This window comes from Aquibaculum sediminis (assembly GCF_040712085.1).
In the GTDB taxonomy this organism is placed as follows: domain Bacteria; phylum Pseudomonadota; class Alphaproteobacteria; order Kiloniellales; family DSM-21159; genus Aquibaculum; species Aquibaculum sediminis.
Map to the genome: position 1 here is coordinate 86397 of NZ_JBFCVK010000012.1, position 22257 is coordinate 108653.

The following is a 22257-nucleotide window of genomic DNA, read 5'->3' on the forward strand; positions in this document are numbered from 1 at the left end:
TTCATCTCTACGTCGGCGCGCGCCTATCCCATCGCCTCCTGGCCGATGCCGCCGCGCAGGGCGCCGGGCGCCACCGAGCCCCAGAGCACCGCGTGGTCCTCCGGCAGGGGGCGACTGTTGGGCATGGCGAGCCAGAGACGGTGGAGCAGACGCTTGCGGCCGTTTTCCGGCGCGTCGGTGAAGGGCGTGCGGCCGTGATAGATGACGTGGTTGTTGAGCAGCTGGATGTCGCCCGGCTCCAGCGTCATCTCGAAGGAGAGCTCCTTCGCCACCGCCATCAGCATATCCAGCGCCTCGCGCTGGGCCGCCGTCATCTTCGGGATGTCGGGCAGCAGCTCCGCCGCCTCGATGTAGGTGAGGGAATAGTGGCTGGTGAACTTGCCGTCCCTCTGCCCAAAGATCGGCAGAGGATAGGCCAGCCGCTCCGCGCCCTTTTCCTCGCCGAAACGGCTGCGGTGATAGGGCTGGTAGAGTACAGCGGCGAGGTCCGGCCGGCGCTCCAGGATCGCGTTGTGCACCGCTGCCGAGGAGCAGAGCGTGCTGACGCCGCCACTGCCGGCCTGGCTGACGCAGAGCAGGCCCACCACGTCGCAGCGGTCGGTGTGGAAGCGCAGCGCGCCGTTGCTCAGCGTGCGGGCGTAGGAGGAGAGGAAGGTGCCCTTGTCGGTCTCCACCGCGCCATAGCGCTCGCCGATACCGGCCCCCTCGTCGCAGATCTCGCGCATCAGTTCGCCGCGGGCGTTCTGGAAGCGCGGGGTGCCGAGGTGCAGGCCGAGACCGTACCAGAGGCGCTTCAGGTCGGCCGGCTCGTAGCGCTCAACCGGAATGCGCCGCAGCTTAACCATACCGCTGCCCTCCTCCAGTTCGGCGCGTGCAGCTGCCAGCCGCTCCTCCAGGCCCGGCAGCGGGAAGCTCTCGCGGGTCAGCTCGTGCCAGGGCAGGCCGCGGCGCATGGCCGTCGCGACCGCTGCGTCCAGAGTCGCGATCTCTGCCTGGGTCAGTTCGATGATCCAGCGATCGGAAGCCGCCATCTCCCGGCCCTCCCAGACACAGACGCCTTCGATCTTCCGCGCTGTCATCATCGCTGCCTGGCTCCCCCTTCGTCTTGTGTGGTGTGAACCCCTCAGGTGGGGAAGTGCTCGGTCAGCTCGCCCACCTGTTCGGGCGTCAGGTAGCGCGTGCGCTCACCGCGCAGCAGCAGAAAGAGCCGTGCCGTTTCCTCCAGCTCCTCGGCCGCATAGACCGCCGCATCCAGTTCCTTTCCGGCCACCACCGGGCCGTGGTTGGCCAGCAGCATGGCACGGTGCTCGCGCGCCATGCTCCGCACCGCCTCGGCCAGCGCCATGTCGCCGGGGCGGTAATAGGGCAGCAGCGGCAGCTTGCCGACGCGCATCACATAGTAGGCGGTGATCGGCGGCAGCACGTTCTCGGGATTGATTTCCGCCAGGCAGGAGACGGCGACCGAATGGGTGGCGTGCAGGTGCACCACCGCGCGCTCATCGGGGCGCTCCTGATACATGGCGAGATGCAGGAAGGCCTCCTTGGAGGGCTTGTCGCCGGCCAGGAGGTTGCCCTGCCAGTCCAGCCGGGAAATGCGCGCCGGGTCGAGCCGGCCCATGCTGGAGTTGGTGGGCGTCACCAGGATGCCGTCCTCCAGGCGCACCGAGATGTTGCCCGAGGAGCCGCAGCCGTAGCCCCGATCGAAGAGGGACTTGCCGTGCAGTGCGATGCGCTCGCGCAGCCGGTTCTCCTCGCTCATGCCCCCTCTCCCGGCAGCTGCTGGAAGGCCTTTTCGAAGAAATCCACCGTGCCGAAGTTGCCCGACTTGAGCGCCAGGAGCAGCGGCGGCTCGCCCAGGGTCGCGGTCCAGGGCACGCCGGGATCGATCTCGGGGCCGATGCGAAGCGCAGCGATGCCGAGTGCGGCCACCACCGCGCCGGAGGTCTCGCCGCCGGCCACCACCAGGCGCCGCAGCCCGGCGGCGACCAGTCCCTTGGCCACGCCGGCCAGGGTTTCCTCGACCAACGTGCCGGCCGCCTCACGCCCCAGTTCGGACTGCACGGCGGCCACGGCTTCGGGCTCGGCGGTGGCGTAGATCAGGATCGGCTCCGCCCCCAGCTTCGGCCGTGCCCAGTGGAGAATCGTCTCGACGCTCTGCTCGCCACGGGCCAGCGCCAGGGGGTCGAGGCGCAAAGCCGGTCGCTTGGCGGCGAAGTGCGCCACCTGCGCGTTGGTGGCGCGCGAGCAGCTGCCGCTCAGCACGGCGGCCGCGCCCGCGAACTCCGGCAGCGCATCGCTGACCTCGGCGTGCAGCAGACCGCTGCGGCGGAAGTTCTCGGGCAGGCCCAGGGCGACCCCGGAGCCGCCGGTGACCAGGCTCAGCTCCGCCACGGCCGCGCCGATGGCGCGCAGGTGGGCATCGTCCAGGGCGTCGACGATGGCGTGGCGTTTGCCGGCCGCCCGGAGTTCACCCAGGCTCGCACGGATCGCCTCGGCGCCCCGCGACACGCTGGCATAGGGGACAAGCCCCACCGGATGGGTGGTCTGGCGACCCAGGACGCGCACCAGATCGGCATCGGTCATGGGCGTGAGCGGATGGTTCTCCATGCCGCTTTCCGACAGCAGGCGGTCACCGACGAAGAGGTGCCCCTGGTAGATCGAGCGGCCATTGGTGGGAAAGGCGGGGCAGTAGATGGTCTGCTCCCCGCCCAGCGCCTCCAGCAGGGCCTCGGCCACCGGCCCGATGTTGCCGGCATCGGTGGAATCGAAGGTGGAGCAGTACTTGAAGAAGATCTGCCGCGCCCCGGCACCGCGCAGCCATTCCAGCGCTTCCAGGGATTGCCGCACCGCCTCGGCCACCGGCGCGGTGCGCGATTTCAGCGCCACCACCACCGCGTCCACCTCCGGCGGCGTCCAGTCACTTGCCGGAACCCCCAGGACCTGGACCGTGCGCATGCCCTCGCGCACCAGCGTCGAGGCCAGGTCACTGGCTCCGGTCACATCATCGGCAATACAGCCAAGCAGCATGGCATTTCCCCGTTTGTGGTTGCCCGGAAAGCTAAACCGCGCACGGCACAGGGTCCAGCCTTCCCGAGCGTGCTCAAAGGTCGACCGAGCATTAACTGGAAGCTGAAGGCCGAAGCGTCTCGAGTCCGCCCATTGGGCGATTGCACGGCGGGGTGATTCTTGGTGCAATGCGCCGGTCAGGCTCGGAGGCCGTCGGCAGCCCCGTTCTGCGTGCCGATTTCGCCCGCCCGAGCGACATCTTTCCGCCGCCACCCGGGCGGCGGGACACGGCTTCTGCCACATTGGAGGTACATCATGACCTTGCGGATCAATGCCGTCGCGCCGGATTTCACGGCGCAGACGACCCAGGGCACCATCAACTTCCACGAGTGGATCGGCGATGGCTGGGCCATCCTTTTCTCTCACCCCAAGGATTTCACGCCCGTCTGCACCACGGAACTGGGCTACATGGCCGGGCTGCTGCCGGAGTTCGAGAAGCGTAATTGCAAGATCATCGGCCTGAGCGTCGATCCGGTGGACAATCACGCGGCCTGGGCCAAGGACATTGAGGAGACCCAGGGCCACGCCGTGACCTATCCGATGATCGGCGATCCGGAACTCAAGGTCGCCCAGCTCTATGACATGCTGCCGGAAAGCGAGGGGAGCAGCGCCGAGGGCCGCAGCGCAGCGGACAATGCCACGGTGCGCTCGGTCTTCATTATCGGCCCGGACAAGAAGATCAAGGCCATGCTGACCTATCCCATGAGCAGCGGCCGCAACTTCGACGAGGTGCTGCGTCTGCTGGATTCCTGCCAGCTCACCGCCAAGCACCAGGTGGCGACGCCCGTAAACTGGAAGCAGGGCGAGGACGTCATCATCGTCCCCTCCGTTTCCGACGAGGAGGCCAAGAAGCGCTACCCCGACGGCTGGAAGGCCCTGAAGCCCTACCTACGCATCGTGCCGCAGCCGAAGTAAGCCCCGACTTCAGGCATTCTTCGCCCGCCCTGCCCCTGTCGCCATCGGGCCGGATTCAAAGGTGCAACGCAGAGTCACGCATTCATTCGGATCGCGAAGCGACTTCGAATGAATGCGATCTGCCTTATTCGCGCGGCAGGGGCGGCAGGCTCTTGAGATAGGCCGCCATGGCCTGACGGTCCTCGTCGGTCAACTGGCTGGTGGAGGTCTCGATCACCTCGACCATCGCCCCGCCGGCGTAGTCGAAATCCGGCGTGAAGCCGGTCTCCAGATAGTAGGCGATGTCACCGGCGCTCCAGTTCGCCAGGCCATCGTCATGCGGCGTGATGTTGGCCACCCGCCGCCCGTCCGGCCCCCTCGGGGTTCCGGCGTATGCGCGGTCCTGCTCCAGCGCGCCCAGGCGATTGCGCGGCGTATGGCACTCGCCGCAGTGGCCCAATACCTCGACCAGGTAGGCGCCGCGCGCCTCCTCCTCGCTCAAAGCCGGATCCGCTTCGAAGCGACCGTCCTCGAAGAAGAGCAGCCGCCAGGGCTCCAGCAGGAAGCGGAAGCCGAAGGGGAAGGAGAGATCATGCTCCCGGTTGGCTTGGTCCGAGGGCTCGATGGTCTGGATATAGGCCCAGAGATCCGACACGTCGGCATCGCTCATGCCGGTGTAGGAGGTATAGGGAAAAGCAGGATAGTAGGCTGAACCGCCCGGCATCCGCCCCTCACGCAGGGCGCGTGCGAATTCCGCCTCGCTCCAGTTGCCCAGCCCGGCCTCCGGATGCGGTGTGATGTTCGGGCTGTAGAAGGTGCCGAAGGGCGAGGAAATGGCCCGCCCGCCGGCCAGGAAAGTGCCCTCGTCCGGCGCCGTGTGGCAACCGGCGCAGGAGGCGGCGAGGAACACCTGCCGCCCCCGCTCCTCGGCCGGCGAGAGTTCGGCTGCCGCTTCCGCTTCAGCCTGCTCTTCCTGATTTTGCTCTTCCTGGGCCTGCGCCGCCGTCACCAGCAGCGCCAGGCCCAGAAAGGCCGGGAGGCCGCGCAAAAGCGTTGCGGCCGCGATCAATCCAGTTCTTCGCGATAGGTCCGGTGACAGGCGCCGCAGCCGTCACGGCCAAGAGCGGCCATGCCGGCCCCGATCTCGGCCGGGTCCTCGGTCGAGTCGGCAAGCTCGGCAAAGCTGGTGGCCGCCTCGCTCAGCCCCTCGGCCTTGGCCGCGAAATCATCGGGATCTTCCCAGATTTGCGGACGCGCCCCGGTCTCGATGTCGACCTCGTGCATGCCGGTGCCCTCGGGGAAGAGGGCCACGATCTCGCCGGCGCGCTCGGCTATGGTCCGGGCAGCCTCGGCCACATCGGCGGCAGTGCCTTCGCCGTCCTGAACATAGGAGCGGGCAACGCCCAGTTGCTGGCCGAGGCCCTTCATGAACTCCTGCCGCTCGTCGATGATCTCCGCGGGGTCGGCCTGGGCGGCCAGGGGTGCGGCGATCAGCAGGCCGGCCGCAAGTAGCGTAAAGAGGGACTTGGTACGGCGCATTGCATCGTCTCCCTGTTTGTTTGTCGAACCCTGTCGTAGCGGACTTATGTCAAAAGACTAGCGGCCCGCGTGCCCTTGCCGCAAACATTCTTTGGTCAACAGTGCTTCCAAGCCGCGTTGCAAGTCCCCGTCGCCCCGCGACTACATATCCTCGTCGAGGCGGCCGCCCAGTTCGGCGATCAGGCCGCGCAGTTCATCTGTCGCGGCGTTCAGCCGGGCTTCATCGGTCGCGCGCAGCACCAGCGAGGTGCCGACACGGCCGTCGCGCATATAGGGATAGCTGCCCATCTCCACGTCGGGATAGCGCTCCTGCAGGGCACCCAATCCCGGCGCGACTTCGGACTCCGGCATGGCCACCGGCAGGGAGACCGACTGCATGGGCAGACTGCCCACCAACTCCGGCGCCAGGGCTTCGAACTGCCCCTGCATGATGCGCGGCACCCCGGCGAGCACAAAGACGTTCTCGATCCGGATGCCCGGCGCGCGGCTGACCGGATTCTCGATCAGCCCGGCCCCCTCAGGCGTGCGCGCCATGCGCAGGCGCGCGTCGTTGATGCGGTCGCCGTAATAGTCTTCCAGCAGGCGACGGGCCTCGGGATGCTCGATCACGGGGCGCTCGAACGCCGCGGCGACGCAATCCACCGTGATGTCGTCGTGGGTCGGGCCGATGCCGCCGGTGGTGAAAAGATAGTCGTAATCGTCCTTCAGCCTGCGCAGCGCCGGCACCAGCGCCGATTGCAGGTCCGGAAGGATTCGCACTTCGAGCAGGCGGATGCCCAGTTCGTTCAAGCGGCGGCCGAGGTAGCCTATGTTGGCGTCCTGGGTGCGTCCCGAGAGAATCTCGTTGCCGATCACCAGCACGGCGGCGGTGTAGATACGACTCATCTCAGCCCGCCACTCACTCCGTGGACGCCCCGCGACTTTCCATGCACTGACGGAAGTGCCGCTCGTAGCTGCCCTGTTCGCCGTGATCGCGCATGGAGCGGCTGAGCGAGCTCATCGGGGCGGAACCCAGGCGGCTGCTGCGCATCGTGTCCCGATCACTGCGGATGCGTCGGTCCTGGGCCACCACCGCCCGGGCATAGGCATCGCACTGCTCGTTGGCTTCCTGGTAACCCTCGTCCCGTCCACGCTGACCGGGCTGCGTGGCCGCATCGTCGTAGATCAGGGGCGAGGTTTCCTGCCTTGGCTCATCGTAGCGATAGGCCGGGGCCGCGCTTTCGCCCGCCGGGGCTTCAGCCGATCGCTGGGCGCAGGCACCCAGAGTAAGCAGTCCCGCCAGGGCCACGCCAAACAGGATCGGTGGGCGGCAGGCGGCTCGGGGGGTGGAAGAAGTCAGTGCCATCATGCCGACAGCTTGCGACCCGCGTTGCGCAAGTGCAAGTGGGAAGCAAAGGACAAGGCGCCTTTGGCCGGCGCCGCTGCCACCTTTGTTTCCCGGTGCTGTGTCTCGGTGCTGTGTTTCGGTGGAAGGGCCGCGCCCTGTCAGACTGCCACAACCCGGATTTGCTTGAGCCCGGGCGGGGATTTTCCTACATAGGCTGCAAAAGGCGGGCGAGGACGCCCGTGTTGCCCACTCAGATATTCAGGGGCCGGACACGCAGGGGCCCGACCAACAAAGGGGATCGCACGAGCATGACCGACGACCGGATGCTGCAGGACCACAAGTCGACCTACTCTGGCTTCATCAAGTTTTCCACCGCCGGCGCCGTCATCGTTGCCGTGGTGCTCATCCTCATGGCCCTCTTCCTGGTGTAATTCCCGTCTTTCCCGCGCAGCGGGACCACTGGCCGGCAAGTTCAGTCCGGTTTTCCCTTCAGTGGCCCGTATCGCTCTTCGGGCGTGACACGCCCCACGCCCCTTCCCGGTTTGTCCGCGACGTACGCGCATCCCGCCGGCACGGAAGGCCCCACCGCCGCCGTGTGCCGGCTTGCGAGTTTAGGACGGGCCAAGGGAGTCGGGAGCCATGCATCTCCAGCGTTTCCTGGTCCTGAGCGTTCTCTGCCTGGCCGCCATGGTCAGTCAGTTCTATCGCGCCGCCAACTCGGTGCTGGCCGCCCCGGTGATGGCCGACCTCAGCCTGCCGCCCGCTGCCTATGGCGGCATGACCGCGGCCTTTTTCGTCGCCTTCATGCTGACCCAGATCCCCGCCGGCATCCTGCTCGACCGCTACGGCCCGCGGCTGACGATCAGCGGCCTGCTGCTTTTCGCTGTGGCCGGCGCGCTGCTGTTCGCCGCCGGCGACCGCCTGGTCGTGCTCATCGCCGCGCGCGTGCTGCTGGGGGTGGGCTGCGCCGCGGTGATCATGGGCGCCTTCATCGCCATCTCCGGCTGGTTCCCGGCGCGGCACTTCGCGCTGATCTCCTCGGTGATCATCTCCACCAGCCATCTCGGTAACCTGTTGGCCACCGCACCGCTGGGCTATTCCGTGGAAACCGTCGGCTGGCGCGGCAGCTTCGTCGTTCTGGCGGGAGTGACCCTTGTCGCCTCCCTGCTGGTCTATCTGCTGGTGCGCGACACGCCGCGACCGCGCAGCCGCCAGGCCGCGCGCAGCTCCTGGTCGGAGACGCTGAAGGGTTCGCTGTCGATCCTGAAGATGCGCGACATTCAGCGTGCCTTCGTCCTGGCCCTGGTCGGCTATCCCAGCATGATCACCATTCTCGGGCTCTGGGGCGGCCCCTACCTGCAGACCCGCTTCGGCCTGACCTCCTCCCAGGTGGGCGAGGTGCTGCTGGTGATGCCGGCCTCCAGCCTGGTGGGCGCGCTCTGCTTCGGCCCGCTGGACCAGCTCTTCAACTCGCGCAAACGCGCGGTGCTGGCGGGTATCGTGCCGCTCGGCCTGCTGCTGCTCGGCCTGGGCATTCATCCCGCGCCCTCGCTGACCCTCGTGACCCTTTTCCTTGGCGCCATCGCCTTCTTCTCGGCTGCCAGCATGCTGATCATCGCCCATGGGCGCGGGCTGTTGCCGGATCACCTGGCCGGGCGCGGCATCACCACCATCAACATCGGCATCATCGGCGGCGCCGCGCTGTTCCAGCTCTGCAGCTCGCTGCTGCTCAATGCTTACACAGGCTCGCAGGGCGTCATCGCCGATGCCGGTTTCCGGGTGCTCTTCACCGCCATGGGATCGCTGGTGCTGCTGGCCGTGCTGGTCTACCTGCCGGCGCGTGACGTGCACCCGCGCCAACTGACCGGCAAGCCGCGCGGCTGAAACTTCCTTTGAAAGCAGAAGCGCCCCGCAAGCCGGACCTACGGGGCGCTCTCACCAAGTAAACGTCGACCGGTCAGGACGCGATCTTGCCGCCCAGTTCGTCTTCGATGTGGGCGCGGATAATTTCCTCGAAGTTGCTTTCCGCCTTGAAGCCCAGCGCGCGGGCGCGTTTGGCCTCGAAGGTGGTGGGCCAGCCGGCGACGATGCCCTGGATGAAGGGATCCGGCTCCCAGCGCACGCGCGCGGCGACCTGATCGCCGGCGACCCGGCGCAGCGCCTCGACCATGCCGCCGACGGTCTCGCCGAGGCCGGGCATGGTCAGGTTGCGGCGCGGACCGACCGTCTCCCCGTCCAGCCCGGCGGCGTGGAGCAGGAAGCCGACGGCCGAGCGCGGGCTGGCGAACCAGTGGACCACGTCGGCATCGACGGGGCAGACGGCCTCCACCCCGGCAAGAGGCTCGCGGATGATGCCGGAGAAGAAGCCCGAGGCCGCCTTGTTGGGCTTGCCCGGGCGCACACAGATGGTCGGCAGGCGGATGCCGATGCCGTCGACCATGCCCTTGCGGGTGTAGTCCATCAGCAGCATCTCGCCGCAGGACTTCTGCACACCGTAGGAGGTCAGCGGGGTGTGATGGAAATCGTCGGGGATGATCTCGGGGAAGGGTGCGCCGAAGACCGCGATCGAGCTGGTGAAGACCAGCCGCGGACGGTAATCCGCCTTGCGGATCGCCTCGAGCAGGGCCCAGGTGCCGGTGAGGTTGATGCGGTAGCCCTTGTCGAACTCCAGTTCCGCCTCGCCGGACACGATGGCGGCCAGATGAAAAATGACGTCCGGGCGCCCGGCGATCAGCGTCTCGGCCGCGCCCTCCGCAGTGAAGTCGCCGGCATGGGTCTCGATGCTGAAACCGGCTCCGGCCGGGGCCGTGGGCTCGACCACATCGTAGAGCGTCATGGCCGAAATGGACTGACCGTTCAGCGATCCGTCGGCAACCAGGCGCTCCACCAGCTTGCGGCCCACCATGCCGGCAGCGCCGATGACCAGGACGTGCATTGGGCTTTCCCTTCCCTTCAGGTGAATTCTTGCTGCGCGATCCGATACCGGAACGCCCTCGGGGTCAAGCTCAAGCCACCCGCAGCACGCCGCTCATGCCGCCCAGCTGATGCTCCAGGATGTGACAGTGCAGCATCCAGTCGCCGGGGTTGTCGGCCACGAAGGCGATCTCCGCCACCTCCTGCGGCATCAGCAGCACCGTGTCCTGCCACTCTCCATGTGGCGTGGGCATGCCGTTGCGGCTCAGCACCCGGAAGACATGGCCGTGCAGGTGGATGGGATGCGGCCAGGCGGTATCGTTGCGCAGGGTCAGAACGTAGCTGCGCCCCAACCGCAGGGAGAGCATGGGCCGGTGATCGTGATCGCGCGCGGCCACGCCGTTCACCGTCCAGGCCAGGCCGTGCTGCATCAACTCGCGCGGCGAGACCTGGCGACCATCCAGTTCGGCCCCGGTCATCCCGCCCATCATGCCGCCGGCGAAGACCAGATCGTGCCGCTCCGCGGCTTCCAGATCCGGCTCCGCCACGGGATTGGCCGATAGGCTTGGCACCGCGCCCAGGGACTCCTCGCGCAGCACCTCCGCCTCATAGGCGATGTCCACCAGCCGGTAGGTCTGGTTCGGGTAGAAGGAATCGGTGACCGCAAAGGTCTCGTTCGGTCCGCCGGTCATGTCGATAATCAGGTCGGCGCGCATGCCGGGGCCGAGCACCAGCCTGCCGTCGGGCAAGGCGTGCGGCGTCACCGGCTGTCCGTCCCAGGCAATGATGCTTGGCGCATGGCCCTCGAAGTCGAGGCCGAACACCCGAGCGTTGGCCACATTGATGAGCCGCAGGCGCAACCGCTCGCCGCGGCGCACCGCCAGGGCCTCCGGGCTGCGGCCATTGATGGTCGCGCTGTTGCCGAGCCGGCCGGCATGGCTGATATCGTGAAAGGCACCGAAATCCTCGGCGATGGCCGCCTCCTCGGTCAGACGCCAGTCGTCGAGCACCCAGAGCAGATCCCGGTCCACCTGCGGCGGCTCCGCCTCCTCGACGATCAGCGCCCCGGCCAGCCCACGCTCCACCTGCTCGAAGCTGCGAAAGTGCGGGTGGTACCAGAAGGTGCCGGCGTCGGGGCAGTCGAAGCTGTAATGGAAGCTCTCGCCCGGCTGGATCGGCGCCTGGGTCAGATGCGCCACGCCGTCCATCTCGTTGGGCAGGCGGATGCCGTGCCAATGGATGGTGGTGGGCTGCTCCAGGCGGTTCTCCACCACCAGGTCCAGCCGCTCGCCCTGGCGCAGCCGCAAGGTCGGCCCCGGTACCACGCCGTCGTAGGCCCAGACATCGGTCTGCGGATAGCCGGCCGGCGCCACTTGCGCCCGGCCCGGACCGGCGACGAGGCGCTGCGCCTCGGCCTGTGCGCGCAAAGAGCGCGGAAGCGCCCCCGCCGCCACGAGGCCGGCACCGGTCAACAGCAGGCGGCGGCGGGAAAGGCCGGCGCCAAAGGTCGTGTGCTTCGAATGGTCTGCCCGCATCGTCGCCTGGCTTCCTGTGTTGCTTAGCGCCCCCGGTCACAGATGACGCAAGCGGCCGTCCGGCGCCACCCAAAGATGATGGGACGGGTCACCGAGTCAGGGCGGCCGGCCCTGTTACACGTTCTCGGGCGGGCTTTCCGGACGCGGTTCGTGATGTTTCACGTCACCGCGCACCTTGCGGGCATGGTCCTCCACCTGACGATCGGCCGCATCGAAGGAGTCGCGCAGCGCCACCTTGATGTCCTCATGGGCATGGTCCTTGGGGCCGGCGCGATTGACCACAAGCTGCTGCCCCGGCACGCCCACCACGATGTTCACGGCGAAGAGATCGCCCTTGCGGTGGCGATGCTGGCTGCGCTCGATCACCACGCGGCACGACACGATACCGTCGAAGAGTCGGTCCAGCTTCTCCAAGCGTTCCCGCACCAGGGTCTCGATGGCCGGCGAGTGGTCCAGGTTGTGGAAGACGATTTCAGGTTCTGTCTGCATCTTGTTTCCTGTGCATTGGGAGGAACGCGAGGGATGCCAGCCGGGGCAAGCCGCCCCGGCCGGTCAGGTGGTCGCTCTTAGCGCGTCGCTCAGTAGCGGTGATGGCGGCCGCGATACTGCCAGGGCGAAGCCGAGCCTTCGCTCGCCATGCTTTCGAAGCGCTCCTGGTGGAAGGTCATGAACTCTTCCTTCGAGATCTCACCGTCGCCATCGGCATCCATCTCGCCGAAACGTTCCTCCAGGCGCTGCTGGCGCCGTTCCGCCCGGGGGCCGTCCGCGTCACCGCGCGCCCGCTGACGGGCCTGCAGTTCTTCGAGCACCAGCGCACCGTCGCCGTCCTGGTCCAGGAACTCGAAGATGCCTTCGGCGTGGGCGGCGGCCTCGTCGGCAGAAATGCTGCCGTCATTGTCGCGGTCGATCATGCCGCGCTGCGGATCGCGCGCCTCAAGCCGGTCGCGGCGATCGCCCCGCTTCCCGTCGCCAGCACCCTCCTGCCAGCCAGCCCCGGAGCCGCCGCCCCACTGCTGGCCGTACTGCGGCCCATGGCCCGGCCCCGGACAGGGTTGACCGGCGCCATAACCCTGGCCCCACCCCATCATTCCGGGGCCCATCATGCCCTGGCCCATCATTCCGGGGCCCATCATTCCGGGGCCCATCATTCCGGGGCCCATCATTCCGGGGCCCATCATTCCGGGACCCATGCCCGGCTGACCGCCACCAGGGTAGCCGGGTCCATAGCCGCCCATGCCGTAACCACCCATCCCGTAGCCTGGGCCATGCCCGTAACCCGGACCCATCTGCGGCCCCATCTGGTAGCCATCGCCGGGGCCCATTTGGTAGCCGTAGCCCTGGCCCGGTCCCTGGCCCTCGCCACGCTCGCGACGCTCACGCGACCGGGGCGCCCAGTCGCCGTCCTCGTCCTGCTGCGCGCCGCGCTGGCTGCCGGGACCGCTGCCGTGCATGCCCATGGGATTGCCATCGTGGTACTGCCCCTGGCCGCGGGTTCCCTCCTGCATTCCGGAGGACTGCGCCATGGCCGTGCCTGCCGCCAAGACACCGCCCAGTGCCGCGAACATCAGTAGACGTAGCTTCCGTGTCATGATCGGGACTCCTTCCAAAGGTGAGAAACCGATGCGGCTGGATGCACCCTCAGTGCGGCCCGCCGCTGCGGCCGGGGTTGAAGCCCGGCGGATCGCTGGCGGGGAAGGATTGCCGGCCGGCCTCGTCGACCAGATCGGAAATGCGCGCACGCATCTGCAACGCCTCCCGCTCGCCGGCCGGCAGGTCGTGGACATGCACGTCCTCGCCGCCGTTTCGTGTCAGAATGTCCACCGCGCGACGCTCGTGCTCCTCGTTGCGCGTGTGCACCCAGAGCAGCAGGCCACCACGGGCAATCTGGTCGGCGATGGATTTCAGATAGCGCTTCTCGACATAGCGATCGAGCAGGTAGCCGAGCAGCCCGCCTCCGCCACCAGCCGCTGCGGCCGCGGCGATGGCTGCAGCGAAGGCGCCGCCAGAAGCGACCACGGCACCCGCGGCCGCCACCGCTCCGACATAGATCAGGGTCCCCGCAATGGCGCCCTCGATCTCACCCACCGATTCACGCGCCATGTAGGCCACGGTCGGCACATCGGGGTCGTCTTCCAATTCCCGCACCGAGCGGTAACTGTGCCCGAGCTTCTCTTCCACGGCCTCCCGGCTTGCCAGCAGGCTCACCTCGGCGCGGTCGAAGCCCGAACTCAGCAACTCGTCGATCGCCGCTTCCAGTTCGGACCGTTTGTGAAAGACACCCACCGCTTCGCGCACCGCACCACTTTCGCTCATGGCCATCTCCTCGCATAGAACAGGAACAGGCGATTACCGCGAGCCTGCCACCGCCGCGGCGCACCCGCCTTGATCTGGCGCAACCTTTGCAGACCATTGCGGAGACACGAAGGACACGAAGGGCTTCACAAAGTTCAGCAAGAGCGATTCAAGCCGCCGCTCACCCTTTTCGAATGAAATCCCTTGTGCACTTCGTGGAATTCTTCGTGTCCTTCGTGTCAACCAACCCTCCCTCATAGCCGGGTCATGCGCAGCCGCAGGGCGTTGCCAATGACGCTGACAGAGGAGAGCGACATGGCGGCAGCGGCCACGATCGGCGAGAGCAGCAGACCGAAGACCGGGTAGAGGATTCCGGCGGCGATCGGCACGCCCGCCGAGTTATAGGCGAAGGCGAAGAAGAGGTTCTGGCGGATGTTGCGCATGGTGGCCTGGGAGAGGCGCCGAGCCTGCACCAGTCCGGTGAGGTCGCCGCGCAGCAGCGTCACGCCGGCGCTTTCGATGGCGACATCGGTGCCACCCCCCATAGCAACGCCCACGTCCGCCGCGGCCAGGGCCGGCGCGTCGTTCACGCCGTCTCCGACCATGGCCACGACCCGGCCCTCCTCGCGCAGCCGTGCCACCACCCGGCCCTTGTCCTCGGGCAGCACCTCGGCCTCGACCTCGTCGATGTCGAGCTGGCGGGCAACGGCTTCCGCGGTTGTGCGGTTGTCGCCGGTCAGCATGACCAGGCGCAGCCCCTGCTCGTGCAGGGCACGGATGGCCTCGGGCGTGGTCTCCTTGATCGGATCGGCAACGGCCAGCGCACCGGCCGCAACGCCCTCCACCGCCGCAAAGATGGCGGTGGCCCCGTCGCGCCGCCAGGTCTCGGCCTGGCCCTCCAGGCCGCTCACGTCCACGCCGAGATCGCTCAGAAAGCCGCGGTTGCCCAGGGCGACGCGCCGGCCTTCCACCAGCCCGGTGACTCCCTTGCCGCCGGGGGCATCGAAGTCCTCGACGCTGGCCAGCGGCAGGTCGCGTGCCTCGGCCGCCTGCACCACCGCCGCGCCCAGGGGATGCTCGCTGGCCCGTTCCAGGCTCGCGGCCAGGCGCAGCAGTTCATCCTCGGACAGCCCGGCCACCGCGTGCAGCCCTGTCAGCCGTGGCTTGCCTTCGGTCAGCGTGCCGGTCTTGTCCACCACGATGGTGTCGACCTTCTCGAAGCGCTCCAGGGCCTCGGCATCGCGAATCAGGATGCCCATGCCCGCACCACGCCCGACGCCGACCATGATCGACATGGGCGTCGCCAAGCCCAGGGCGCAGGGACAAGCAATGATCAGCACCGCGACTGCGTTCACCAGGGCATAGGCCAAGGAGGGCGAGGGGCCCCAGATCGCCCAGATCACGAAAGCCAGCACGGCCACGCCCACCACCGCCGGCACGAACCAGGAGGCCACCACGTCGGCCAACCGCTGGATCGGCGCGCGGCTGCGCTGGGCGCTCGCCACCATCTGCACGATCTGCGCCAGCATGGTCTCCTTGCCCACCTTCTCGGCCCGCATCACGAAGCCGCCCTGACCGTTCAGGGTGCCGCCGATCACTGTGGCGCCCGCTTCCTTGCGCTGAGGCATGGGCTCGCCGGTGACCATGGATTCATCCACATTCGAGGCGCCCTCGATCACCTCGCCATCCAGCGGCACCTTCTCTCCCGGGCGCACGCGCAGGCGATCGCCCACCTGGATCTCCTCCAGGGAGACGTCCTCTTCACGATCGTCGGTGCCCAGGCGCCGCGCGGTCTTGGGCGCCAAGTCCAGCAAGGCACGGATGGCGCCGGAGGTGCGCTCACGCGCCCGCAGTTCAAGCACCTGGCCCAGCAGCACCAGCACGACGATCACCGCCGCCGCCTCGAAGTAGACTGGCACGGCGCCTTCGGCGTCGCGGAAGGCTTCCGGGAAGATGCCGGGCAGGAACGTCGCGACGATGCCGTGCAGGAAGGCCACGCCGACGCCCATGGCGATCAGGGTGAACATGTTGAGGCTGCGGGTCACCAGCGACTGCCAGCCGCGCACGAAGAAAGGCCAGCCGGCCCAGAGCACCACCGGCGTTGCGAAGAGAAGCTGCAGCCAGTTGGAGGTCTGCTGCCCGATGGCGTGGGTGATGCCGAAGAGGTGACCGCCCATTTCCAGGACAAACACCGGCAGCGTCAGCGCAGCGCCGATCCAGAAGCGCCGGGTCATGTCCTGCAGTTCCGGGTTCGGGCCCTGCTCCAGGGTCACATCCTCCGGCTCCAGCGCCATGCCGCATTTCGGGCAGCTGCCGGGGCCGACCTGGCGCACCTCAGGGTGCATGGGGCAGGTGTAGATGGCATCCGGCGGGCCCTCCGCTGCCGGCTTCTTGCCTGACAGGTAGCCCTCGGGGTCGCCCAGGAACTTGCTGCGGCAGCCGGCCGAGCAGAAATAGTAGTCCTTGCCGGCGTGCTGCGCGTGATGCTGGGCGGTCGCCGGATCGACGCTCATGCCGCAGACCGGATCGATGACCTGCCCGTCCTGCGCCGCAGCCTCGCCGCCGTGCTGATGCTTCGCGCCGGCGCTGTGTGCGCAGCCGCCGTGATGCTGTTCCTGGGCCATGCCCCTTCTCCTTCTGATACAGGAGCAGGTTATGGGGCTTCCCACAATGGGAAGGTCAAGAGCTATAACCGCTCATTCATCGCGTAGCGAAAAGGTCCGGCTGATCGCCCGGAAGCGCGCCCTCGATCTCCAGCAGCCGCCGCTTGGTGATGAGACCGCCGGGCGCCGAGAAGCCGCCGGGGCGCCCGCCGGCCGCCAGCACGCGGTGGCAGGGCACGACGATGGGCAGGGGGTTGCGGCCCAGGGCCTGGCCCACGGCCCGCGAGGCGCCGGGCTGCCCCAGGGCGCGGGCGATCTCGCCGTAGCTTTTGGTGTGGCCCGGCGGAATCCGGCGCGCCTCGTCATAGACCCGCCGATAGAAGGGGCCGACATCCGCCAGGTCGAGAGGCAGTTGCAGCAGCGTCGGCGTCTCGCCGCCGAGCAGCGCCGTGATCTCCGCCACAGCCGCGCCCACCCAGGTTTCCGGCGCCAGTTCCTCAGGCGCGGCGGCCTCTGCCCCTGGACAGGCGCGCAGGAGCGCCGCCAGGGTGTCGCCGTCGCTGGCCTCCGGCAGAGCGAGCGCGCGCAGGCCCGCGTCGCTCCAGGCCAGGCCGCAGCGACCGATCGCAGTATCGAAGAGATGGTGGCGCAGGGTGGACATGACCGGGGCAGGATACCACGCCTCGCAAGCGGGCGCCGCCTCTGCTTTTCGCCGCCCCCTTTTCGCCGCCTTGCCCTTTCGCCGGGCGGAAGGGGCGATGTAAGCTTGGATAAATGTGATTTACAGGGAGACGAAGACTTGTCGGAAGCGAAAAAGGCAGCGCCGCAGACACGCTTGGCCCACGCGGGCCGCAGACTGGCATGCAAGGGGGGACACCCGGTCAATCCGCCCGTGGTGCGCGCCTCGACCATCCTCTTCGATAGCGTCGAGGAACTGCTGGCGGTGCATAGCCACCGTCTCGATCCCGAATTCGTCTCCTACGGCCGCAACGGCACGGAAACCAGCTTCTCCCTGGAGCATGCCGTGGCCGAACTGGAGGGCGGTGCCGGCTGCGTGGCCGTGGGCTCCGGCCTGGCGGCCATCACGGTCGCGATCCTGTCCCAGATCAAGCAGGGCGACCATCTTCTGGTGGCCGACAGCGTCTATGCGCCCACCCGCAAGTTCTGCGACGGCCTGCTGGCGCGCTTCGGCGTCGAGACCACCTACTACGATCCGCTGATTGGCGCCGGCATCGCCGAGCGCATCCGGCCCAACACCCGGGTGATCTTCCTCGAGGCACCGGGCTCGCTCACGTTCGAAATCCAGGACGTGCCGGCCATCACCAAGGTGGCCCGCGACGCCGGCGTGACCACGATCATGGACAACACCTGGGCCACGCCGCTCTTCTTTCAGCCGCTGGCCCACGGCGTCGACATCTCGGTGCACGCCGGCACCAAGTATGTGGTCGGCCACTCCGACGCCATGCTGGGTCTGGTCATCGCCAACGAGGCACAGCATGACGCCGTGCGCCAGCAGGCCCAGGACCTGGGTCACGGTGCCAGTCCCGACGATGCCTGGCTCGGCCTGCGCGGGCTGCGCACCATGGCCGTGCGCCTGGCACAGCATCAGACCAATGCGCTCAAGGTCGCAGAGTGGCTCCAGGGTCGCCCGGAAGTGGCCCGGGTGCTCTACCCCGCACTGCCGAGCGATCCCGGGCACGCAATCTGGAAGCGCGACTTCTGCGGCGCCAGCGGGCTGATGGGCGTGGAGTTGCACCCGGTGGGAATGGAGAGCGTGGCCGACCTTCTGGAAGGCCTCCAGTTCTTCGGTATGGGCTACTCCTGGGGTGGCTACGAGAGCCTGGCCATTCCCACCTTCCCGGCCAAGCTGCGCTCGACCGTCCCCTGGACCGCCGAAGGCCCCCTGCTGCGGCTGCACATCGGCCTGGAGGATCCGGCAGACCTGATTGCCGACCTGGAGGCCGGCTTCGACCGCTTGCGCCTGCGCGCCGCGGCGGAGTGAGCCCATGCCGCCCCGCCCTCGCCTGCGGGTGCTTCTCGGCGAGGCAACCGCCATGGGACCGGGCAAGGCGGCGCTGCTGGAAGCCATCGACGCCAGCGGCTCCATCAGCAGGGCCGCCCGCTCCATGGGCATGTCCTACCGCCGCGCCTGGCTTTTGGTCGAGACCATGAACTCCGCCTTTCGCCAGCCGCTGGTGGAGGCCGCACGCGGCGGCAGCGGCGGCGGCGGTGCGCACGTCACCGCGCTGGGCCAGGAAGTGCTGGCGCAGTACCGCGAGATGGAAAGCCATGCCGCAGAGGCACTGGCCGGGGACATGGAGCGCTTCGCGCGCCTGCTCGGCGAGCCCGACTCACAAGAAGACAGATAAGGATATCCCATGCCCTTCGGCCGCTTCGGTCCGGATGACTGTGAACCTTTGGACAAGGAGGAGCTGCACCGCGGCTTTCTGACCGTGGAGCGCCACAGCGCGCGCTATCGCCGCTTCGCCGGTGGCTGGATTGAACAGCTGCGCGAGATCATCGACCAGCACCAGTCCGCCGCTGTTCTGCCCTACGATCCCGAACGAGACTGCGTCGTCCTGATCGAGCAGTTTCGCTTGCCGGCGCTGCTGGCCGGGCGTCCGCCCTGGCAGATCGAGGTGGTTGCCGGCCTGCTGGACCATGAAGGCGAGGCTGCGGAAGCGGTGATCCGACGCGAGGCGGAGGAAGAGGCCGGCGTGACCATCACCGACCTGGAGCCGGTGGCCGCACTCATGTCCTCGCCCGGAGCGAGCACCGAAATCATCCACCATTTTATCGGCCGCACCGACGCGCGCGACGTCGGCGGTCTGCATGGATTGGAGAGCGAACAGGAGGACATCCGCGCCGAGACCCTGCCTTTCGCGGAGGCCTGGGCGCTGTTGGAAGCCGGCCGGATCACCAACGCACCGGCCTGGACCTGCCTCACCGGCCTGAAGCTGAAACGCGACGGCCTGCGCGAGCGCTGGCGCCGCGACTGAGCACCGCGAACTTGCAGGCTTCAGTCGCCGGCCGGCTCCAGTTCGTCGAGTGCCGGCAAGCGGGCCAGATGCAGCTCCAACAAAAGGCGAATCGTCGGCCGCACCGCGAAGAAGACCGAGCCGACCAGGAAGAACCAGGTTCCGGTGTAGACCAGCGCCGAATAGAAGAAGAGCACGCTGCCGACGATGAAGGCCAGCGCAGCCAGGAATTCGATCGCCGTGCGGGCGATCTCGTAGCGCCGCGTCAGCGCCTCGTGCCGGGGCGTGCGCAGGCGCAGCCCCTGATCGAACGGTTTCATCGTGCCGCGCCTCCCCCGATTTTCCTGGCCCCTTAATGGGCCTGAAGCAGGCTCACACTCCGCTGTCGGGAGTGTCAAGTTGCGCCGGCTTGCCCGGAACGGGGCGGCGGCGCTACTCTCCGCGTTCCGCTCATCAAAGACTTTCGGCAAGGCTGGCCCCATGGACATGCGCGACGGATTCATCGGTACAATCGGCAACACCCCGCTGATTCGGCTGCGCCGGGCCTCGGAGGCGACCGGCTGCGAGATCTTGGGCAAGGCAGAGTTTCTCAATCCCGGCGGCTCGGTGAAGGACCGGGCTGCCTGGGCCATCGTCAAGGATGCGGAGGAGCGCGGGCTGCTGCGTCCCGGCGGCGTGATCGTCGAGGGAACGGCAGGCAACACCGGCATCGGCCTGGCGCTGGTCGGGCGCGCCCGCGGCTATCGCACCGTGATCGTCATTCCGGAAACCCAGAGCCAGGAAAAGAAGGACATGCTGCGCCTGTGCGGCGCGGACCTGCGCGAAGTGCCGGCGGTGCCCTACAAGAACCCCGGCAATTACGTGCATGTCTCGGCGCGCCTGGCCGAGGAACTGGCCGCCAGCGAGCCCAACGGCGCGATCTGGGCCAACCAGTTCGACAATGTCGCCAACCGCCGCGGCCACTATGAAACCACCGGGCCGGAGATCTGGGAGCAGTCCGAAGGCAAGGTGGATGGCTTCGTCTGTTCGGTCGGCACCGGCGGCACTCTGGCCGGCATCGGCCAGGCGCTGAAGGAGCGCAACGCCAAGGTCGCAATCGCGCTCTCCGACCCCAGCGGCTCGGCGCTTTGGCACTACTACGCCCACGGCAGTCTCAAGGCCGAAGGCACCTCCATCACCGAAGGCATCGGCCAGGGCCGGATCACCGCCAACCTGGAAGATGCACCGATCGACCGCGCCTACAGCATTCCCGACAGCGAATCCCTGCCGGTCGCCTTTTCCCTGCTGGAGGAGGAAGGCCTGTGCCTGGGCGGCTCCAGCGGCGTCAATGTCGCCGGGGCGATCCGGCTGGCGCGCGACCTCGGCCCGGGGCACACCATCGTGACCGTGCTCTGCGATTCCGGCGCGCGCTACCAGAGCAAGATGTTCAATCCCGCCTTCCTGCGGGACAAGGGCCTGCCGGTGCCGGGCTGGCTGTAAGCAAAAGAGAGGGGGAAGCGCTTCATGGAGCTGTTGTTCCGCGAAGATGCCTATTTGAGAGAGGGCGAGGCCCAGGTCGTGAGCGTGGGGCCCGAGGGCATTCGCCTGGACCGCACCATTTTCTATCCCGAAGGCGGCGGCCAGCCGGGCGACAGCGGCCGCCTGCTGCTGGCCGATGGCAGCGCCGTCGTCATCCGCGACACCCGCAAGGGCGAGGCGGGCGATGAGGTGCTGCACATTCCGGCCGAGGACAGCCCGCCTCTCGCTCCCGGCACGCCGGTGACCATGGAACTGGACTGGGAAAGGCGCCACCGCCACATGCGCGTGCACACCAGCCTGCACCTGCTCTGCTCGCTCATCGAGGGCGAGGTGACCGGCGGCCAGGTGGGCGACGGCAAGGGACGCCTGGATTTCAATCTGGAAAGCGCCCCGGATAAGGTCTGGCTGCAGGAGGCACTCAACCGCTTGGTCGAGGAAGATCACGCCGTCCGGCCGCGCTGGATCGACGACGCCGAGCTGGCCACCCAGCCCGACCTGGTGCGCACCATGTCGGTCAAGCCGCCCAGCGGTAGCGGGAAGGTACGCCTGCTGGAGATCGAGGGCGTGGACCTGCAGCCCTGCGGCGGCACCCACGTGCGCTCCACCGGCGAGATCGGCCGGCTCGAGGTCGGCAAGATCGAGAACAAGGGCCGGCAGAACCGGCGCATCAACCTGCGGCTCGCCTGACCGGCAGAAGGACGCCCCATGACCCAGCACCCGGAACACTGCCTGGTCTCCACCGACTGGCTGGCAGCCCACCTCGAGGAGCCCGACCTGCGGGTGGTGGATGCCACCTACTACCTGCCGAACGAGGAAGGCAACGCCCGGGCCGAGTACGAGGCCGAGCACATTCCCGGCGCCGTCTTCTTCGACATCGATGCGATCAAGGACCCCAACAATCCCCTGCCTCACATGCTGCCACCGCCGGAGATCTTCTCCAGCAAGGTGCGTCACCTGGGCTTGGGGGACGGCAACCGCATCGTGGTCTATGATCGCAAGGGGCTGTTTTCCGCGGCGCGGGTCTGGTGGACTTTCCGGGTTTTCGGCCACAAGGAGATTGCGGTGCTCGACGGTGGCCTGCCGAAATGGAAAGCCGAGGGCCGCCCGCTGGACGACCGGCCGGTCGCGCCCATGGAGCGCCACTTCACCGCCCGGCTGGACAGCACGCAGGTCCGCGACCGCAGCCAGATGCAGCGCAATCTGGAAAGCGGCAAGGAACAGGTGCTCGATGCCCGCGCCCGGGCCCGCTTCGAGGGCCAGGCACCGGAGCCGCGCCCGGAGCTACGCTCCGGGCACATCCCGGGCAGCCTCAACCTGCCCTTCACCGAGCTGCTCGAGCCCGCTGATGGCACGCTGCTGCCGCCCGAGGCGCTGCGCGCGCGCCTGGAGGCCGCCGGAGTCAGCGAAAGCCGCCCCGTGGTCACCACCTGCGGCTCCGGGGTCACCGCCGCCGTGCTCAGCCTTGCGCTCACCTGCCTTGGTCGGCGCGACCACGCGCTCTACGACGGCTCCTGGGCCGATTGGGGCCGGGAGGGCGAGACACCGGTAGAGAGCGGGCCGGCCACGGTCGGATAGAACGCAGGAGCGGAGCG

The 22257-nt window shown here is 68.1% G+C and carries 24 protein-coding genes; 9 read left to right on the forward strand and 15 right to left on the reverse strand.

What is annotated here, in order from left to right:
• Window positions 1-23: 23 nt before the first annotated feature.
• Genes ABZ720_RS16700 through otnK form a run of 3 tightly spaced genes read right to left on the reverse strand, consistent with a single transcriptional unit; the run spans window position 24 to window position 3027 of the window.
• A complete protein-coding gene (locus ABZ720_RS16700; RefSeq protein ID WP_366556663.1) occupies window positions 24-1082 on the reverse strand; it encodes a TauD/TfdA family dioxygenase in 1059 nt (352 codons plus the stop codon).
• A 41-nt stretch (window positions 1083-1123) separates the two neighbouring features.
• Window positions 1124-1759, reverse strand: a complete 636-nt coding sequence (gene otnC / locus ABZ720_RS16705; protein ID WP_366556664.1) for a 3-oxo-tetronate 4-phosphate decarboxylase — start codon at window positions 1757-1759, stop codon at window positions 1124-1126.
• The gene (gene otnK, locus ABZ720_RS16710; protein WP_366556665.1) at window positions 1756-3027 is read right to left on the reverse strand and encodes a 3-oxo-tetronate kinase; all 1272 of its coding nucleotides are present in this window, start codon (window positions 3025-3027) and stop codon (window positions 1756-1758) included. The genes otnC and otnK overlap by 4 nt, the downstream gene beginning before the upstream one ends.
• A gap of 294 nt (window positions 3028-3321) precedes the next feature.
• On the opposite strand from otnK, the gene ABZ720_RS16715 reads away from it, so the two are divergent.
• On the forward strand, window positions 3322-3981 hold the full coding sequence (locus ABZ720_RS16715; RefSeq protein WP_366556666.1) for a peroxiredoxin: 660 nt from the start codon (window positions 3322-3324) through the stop codon (window positions 3979-3981).
• A gap of 124 nt (window positions 3982-4105) precedes the next feature.
• Here ABZ720_RS16715 and ABZ720_RS16720 read toward each other — a convergent pair whose 3' ends face one another.
• From ABZ720_RS16720 to ABZ720_RS16735, 4 genes are all read right to left on the reverse strand, one after another.
• Window positions 4106-5029, reverse strand: coding sequence for a cytochrome c (locus ABZ720_RS16720; RefSeq protein WP_366556667.1), 924 nt, complete (start codon window positions 5027-5029; stop codon window positions 4106-4108).
• Window positions 5026-5499: a c-type cytochrome gene (locus tag ABZ720_RS16725; protein WP_366556668.1), complete on the reverse strand. Its 474-nt coding sequence runs from the start codon at window positions 5497-5499 to the stop codon at window positions 5026-5028. The genes ABZ720_RS16720 and ABZ720_RS16725 overlap by 4 nt, the downstream gene beginning before the upstream one ends.
• A gap of 141 nt (window positions 5500-5640) precedes the next feature.
• Complete coding sequence (locus tag ABZ720_RS16730; RefSeq protein ID WP_366556669.1) at window positions 5641-6384, reverse strand: competence/damage-inducible protein A; 744 nt, start codon at window positions 6382-6384, stop codon at window positions 5641-5643.
• A 13-nt stretch (window positions 6385-6397) separates the two neighbouring features.
• Window positions 6398-6847: a hypothetical protein gene (locus ABZ720_RS16735; protein ID WP_366556670.1), complete on the reverse strand. Its 450-nt coding sequence runs from the start codon at window positions 6845-6847 to the stop codon at window positions 6398-6400.
• Window positions 6848-7134: 287 nt separating this feature from the next.
• On the opposite strand from ABZ720_RS16735, the gene ABZ720_RS16740 reads away from it, so the two are divergent.
• Entirely contained in the window at window positions 7135-7257 is a 123-nt protein-coding gene (locus ABZ720_RS16740) for an aa3-type cytochrome c oxidase subunit IV (RefSeq protein WP_275821682.1), read from the forward strand.
• Between the two features lie 208 nt (window positions 7258-7465).
• Window positions 7466-8710, forward strand: a complete 1245-nt coding sequence (locus tag ABZ720_RS16745; protein ID WP_366556671.1) for an MFS transporter — start codon at window positions 7466-7468, stop codon at window positions 8708-8710.
• Window positions 8711-8783: 73 nt separating this feature from the next.
• Here ABZ720_RS16745 and denD read toward each other — a convergent pair whose 3' ends face one another.
• The 7 genes from denD to ABZ720_RS16780 all read right to left on the reverse strand — a co-directional run bounded on the left by denD (window position 8784) and on the right by ABZ720_RS16780 (window position 16830).
• Window positions 8784-9761, reverse strand: a complete 978-nt coding sequence (gene denD, locus ABZ720_RS16750; RefSeq protein ID WP_366556672.1) for a D-erythronate dehydrogenase — start codon at window positions 9759-9761, stop codon at window positions 8784-8786.
• 70 nt (window positions 9762-9831) lie between these two features.
• On the reverse strand, window positions 9832-11274 hold the full coding sequence (locus ABZ720_RS16755) for a multicopper oxidase family protein (protein ID WP_366556673.1): 1443 nt from the start codon (window positions 11272-11274) through the stop codon (window positions 9832-9834).
• Window positions 11275-11388: 114 nt separating this feature from the next.
• On the reverse strand, window positions 11389-11763 hold the full coding sequence (locus tag ABZ720_RS16760; RefSeq protein ID WP_366556674.1) for an HPF/RaiA family ribosome-associated protein: 375 nt from the start codon (window positions 11761-11763) through the stop codon (window positions 11389-11391).
• Between the two features lie 89 nt (window positions 11764-11852).
• On the reverse strand, window positions 11853-12863 hold the full coding sequence (locus ABZ720_RS16765) for an EF-hand domain-containing protein (protein WP_366556675.1): 1011 nt from the start codon (window positions 12861-12863) through the stop codon (window positions 11853-11855).
• 49 nt (window positions 12864-12912) lie between these two features.
• Window positions 12913-13587, reverse strand: a complete 675-nt coding sequence (locus tag ABZ720_RS16770) for a hypothetical protein (protein WP_366556676.1) — start codon at window positions 13585-13587, stop codon at window positions 12913-12915.
• 233 nt (window positions 13588-13820) lie between these two features.
• A complete protein-coding gene (locus tag ABZ720_RS16775) occupies window positions 13821-16190 on the reverse strand; it encodes a heavy metal translocating P-type ATPase (protein WP_366556677.1) in 2370 nt (789 codons plus the stop codon).
• Window positions 16191-16266: 76 nt separating this feature from the next.
• A complete protein-coding gene (locus tag ABZ720_RS16780) occupies window positions 16267-16830 on the reverse strand; it encodes a methylated-DNA--[protein]-cysteine S-methyltransferase (RefSeq protein WP_366556678.1) in 564 nt (187 codons plus the stop codon).
• 138 nt (window positions 16831-16968) lie between these two features.
• On the opposite strand from ABZ720_RS16780, the gene metC reads away from it, so the two are divergent.
• From metC to ABZ720_RS16795, 3 genes are read left to right on the forward strand one after another with little or no spacing between them, the layout of a single operon-like run.
• A complete protein-coding gene (metC, locus tag ABZ720_RS16785) occupies window positions 16969-18171 on the forward strand; it encodes a cystathionine beta-lyase (RefSeq protein ID WP_366556679.1) in 1203 nt (400 codons plus the stop codon).
• Between the two features lie 4 nt (window positions 18172-18175).
• Window positions 18176-18538, forward strand: coding sequence for a winged helix-turn-helix domain-containing protein (locus tag ABZ720_RS16790; protein WP_366556680.1), 363 nt, complete (start codon window positions 18176-18178; stop codon window positions 18536-18538).
• A gap of 9 nt (window positions 18539-18547) precedes the next feature.
• Entirely contained in the window at window positions 18548-19168 is a 621-nt protein-coding gene (locus tag ABZ720_RS16795; RefSeq protein ID WP_366556681.1) for an NUDIX domain-containing protein, read from the forward strand.
• 20 nt (window positions 19169-19188) lie between these two features.
• On the opposite strand, the gene ABZ720_RS16800 is transcribed toward ABZ720_RS16795, so the two are convergent.
• Complete coding sequence (locus ABZ720_RS16800) at window positions 19189-19467, reverse strand: YrhK family protein (RefSeq protein WP_366556682.1); 279 nt, start codon at window positions 19465-19467, stop codon at window positions 19189-19191.
• 160 nt (window positions 19468-19627) lie between these two features.
• Here ABZ720_RS16800 and ABZ720_RS16805 point away from each other — a divergent pair, with 160 nt between their 5' ends.
• The 3 genes from ABZ720_RS16805 to sseA are packed head-to-tail and all read left to right on the forward strand — an operon-like array spanning window position 19628 to window position 22240.
• Window positions 19628-20626 (forward strand): cysteine synthase A, encoded by a 999-nt coding sequence (locus ABZ720_RS16805; protein ID WP_366556683.1) that lies wholly within the window; start codon window positions 19628-19630, stop codon window positions 20624-20626.
• A gap of 24 nt (window positions 20627-20650) precedes the next feature.
• Window positions 20651-21352 carry an alanyl-tRNA editing protein gene (locus ABZ720_RS16810; RefSeq protein ID WP_366556684.1) on the forward strand — a complete coding sequence of 234 codons (702 nt, stop codon included), beginning with the start codon at window positions 20651-20653 and terminating at the stop codon, window positions 21350-21352.
• Window positions 21353-21370: 18 nt separating this feature from the next.
• Window positions 21371-22240 carry a 3-mercaptopyruvate sulfurtransferase gene (gene sseA, locus ABZ720_RS16815; RefSeq protein WP_366556685.1) on the forward strand — a complete coding sequence of 290 codons (870 nt, stop codon included), beginning with the start codon at window positions 21371-21373 and terminating at the stop codon, window positions 22238-22240.
• Window positions 22241-22257 lie beyond the last annotated feature (17 nt).

Excerpts from the sequence above, each read along its gene's own strand:
- ABZ720_RS16715 (WP_366556666.1), top strand. The coding sequence starts at position 3,322 with ATGACCTTGCGGATCAATGCCGTCGCGCCGGATTTCACGGCGCAGACG.
- otnK (WP_366556665.1), bottom strand. The coding sequence starts at position 3,027 with ATGCTGCTTGGCTGTATTGCCGATGATGTGACCGGAGCCAGTGACCTG.
- ABZ720_RS16805 (WP_366556683.1), top strand. The coding sequence starts at position 19,628 with ATGGACATGCGCGACGGATTCATCGGTACAATCGGCAACACCCCGCTG.
- ABZ720_RS16740 (WP_275821682.1), top strand. The coding sequence starts at position 7,135 with ATGACCGACGACCGGATGCTGCAGGACCACAAGTCGACCTACTCTGGC.
- ABZ720_RS16770 (WP_366556676.1), bottom strand. The coding sequence starts at position 13,587 with ATGAGCGAAAGTGGTGCGGTGCGCGAAGCGGTGGGTGTCTTTCACAAA.
- ABZ720_RS16730 (WP_366556669.1), bottom strand. The coding sequence starts at position 6,384 with ATGAGTCGTATCTACACCGCCGCCGTGCTGGTGATCGGCAACGAGATT.
- ABZ720_RS16760 (WP_366556674.1), bottom strand. The coding sequence starts at position 11,763 with ATGCAGACAGAACCTGAAATCGTCTTCCACAACCTGGACCACTCGCCG.
- sseA (WP_366556685.1), top strand. The coding sequence starts at position 21,371 with ATGACCCAGCACCCGGAACACTGCCTGGTCTCCACCGACTGGCTGGCA.
- ABZ720_RS16790 (WP_366556680.1), top strand. The coding sequence starts at position 18,176 with ATGCCGCCCCGCCCTCGCCTGCGGGTGCTTCTCGGCGAGGCAACCGCC.
- ABZ720_RS16810 (WP_366556684.1), top strand. The coding sequence starts at position 20,651 with ATGGAGCTGTTGTTCCGCGAAGATGCCTATTTGAGAGAGGGCGAGGCC.
- ABZ720_RS16775 (WP_366556677.1), bottom strand. The coding sequence starts at position 16,190 with ATGGCCCAGGAACAGCATCACGGCGGCTGCGCACACAGCGCCGGCGCG.
- ABZ720_RS16780 (WP_366556678.1), bottom strand. The coding sequence starts at position 16,830 with ATGTCCACCCTGCGCCACCATCTCTTCGATACTGCGATCGGTCGCTGC.
- ABZ720_RS16755 (WP_366556673.1), bottom strand. The coding sequence starts at position 11,274 with ATGCGGGCAGACCATTCGAAGCACACGACCTTTGGCGCCGGCCTTTCC.
- denD (WP_366556672.1), bottom strand. The coding sequence starts at position 9,761 with ATGCACGTCCTGGTCATCGGCGCTGCCGGCATGGTGGGCCGCAAGCTG.
- ABZ720_RS16795 (WP_366556681.1), top strand. The coding sequence starts at position 18,548 with ATGCCCTTCGGCCGCTTCGGTCCGGATGACTGTGAACCTTTGGACAAG.
- ABZ720_RS16700 (WP_366556663.1), bottom strand. The coding sequence starts at position 1,082 with ATGATGACAGCGCGGAAGATCGAAGGCGTCTGTGTCTGGGAGGGCCGG.
- ABZ720_RS16725 (WP_366556668.1), bottom strand. The coding sequence starts at position 5,499 with ATGCGCCGTACCAAGTCCCTCTTTACGCTACTTGCGGCCGGCCTGCTG.
- ABZ720_RS16735 (WP_366556670.1), bottom strand. The coding sequence starts at position 6,847 with ATGATGGCACTGACTTCTTCCACCCCCCGAGCCGCCTGCCGCCCACCG.
- otnC (WP_366556664.1), bottom strand. The coding sequence starts at position 1,759 with ATGAGCGAGGAGAACCGGCTGCGCGAGCGCATCGCACTGCACGGCAAG.
- ABZ720_RS16800 (WP_366556682.1), bottom strand. The coding sequence starts at position 19,467 with ATGAAACCGTTCGATCAGGGGCTGCGCCTGCGCACGCCCCGGCACGAG.
- ABZ720_RS16745 (WP_366556671.1), top strand. The coding sequence starts at position 7,466 with ATGCATCTCCAGCGTTTCCTGGTCCTGAGCGTTCTCTGCCTGGCCGCC.
- ABZ720_RS16765 (WP_366556675.1), bottom strand. The coding sequence starts at position 12,863 with ATGACACGGAAGCTACGTCTACTGATGTTCGCGGCACTGGGCGGTGTC.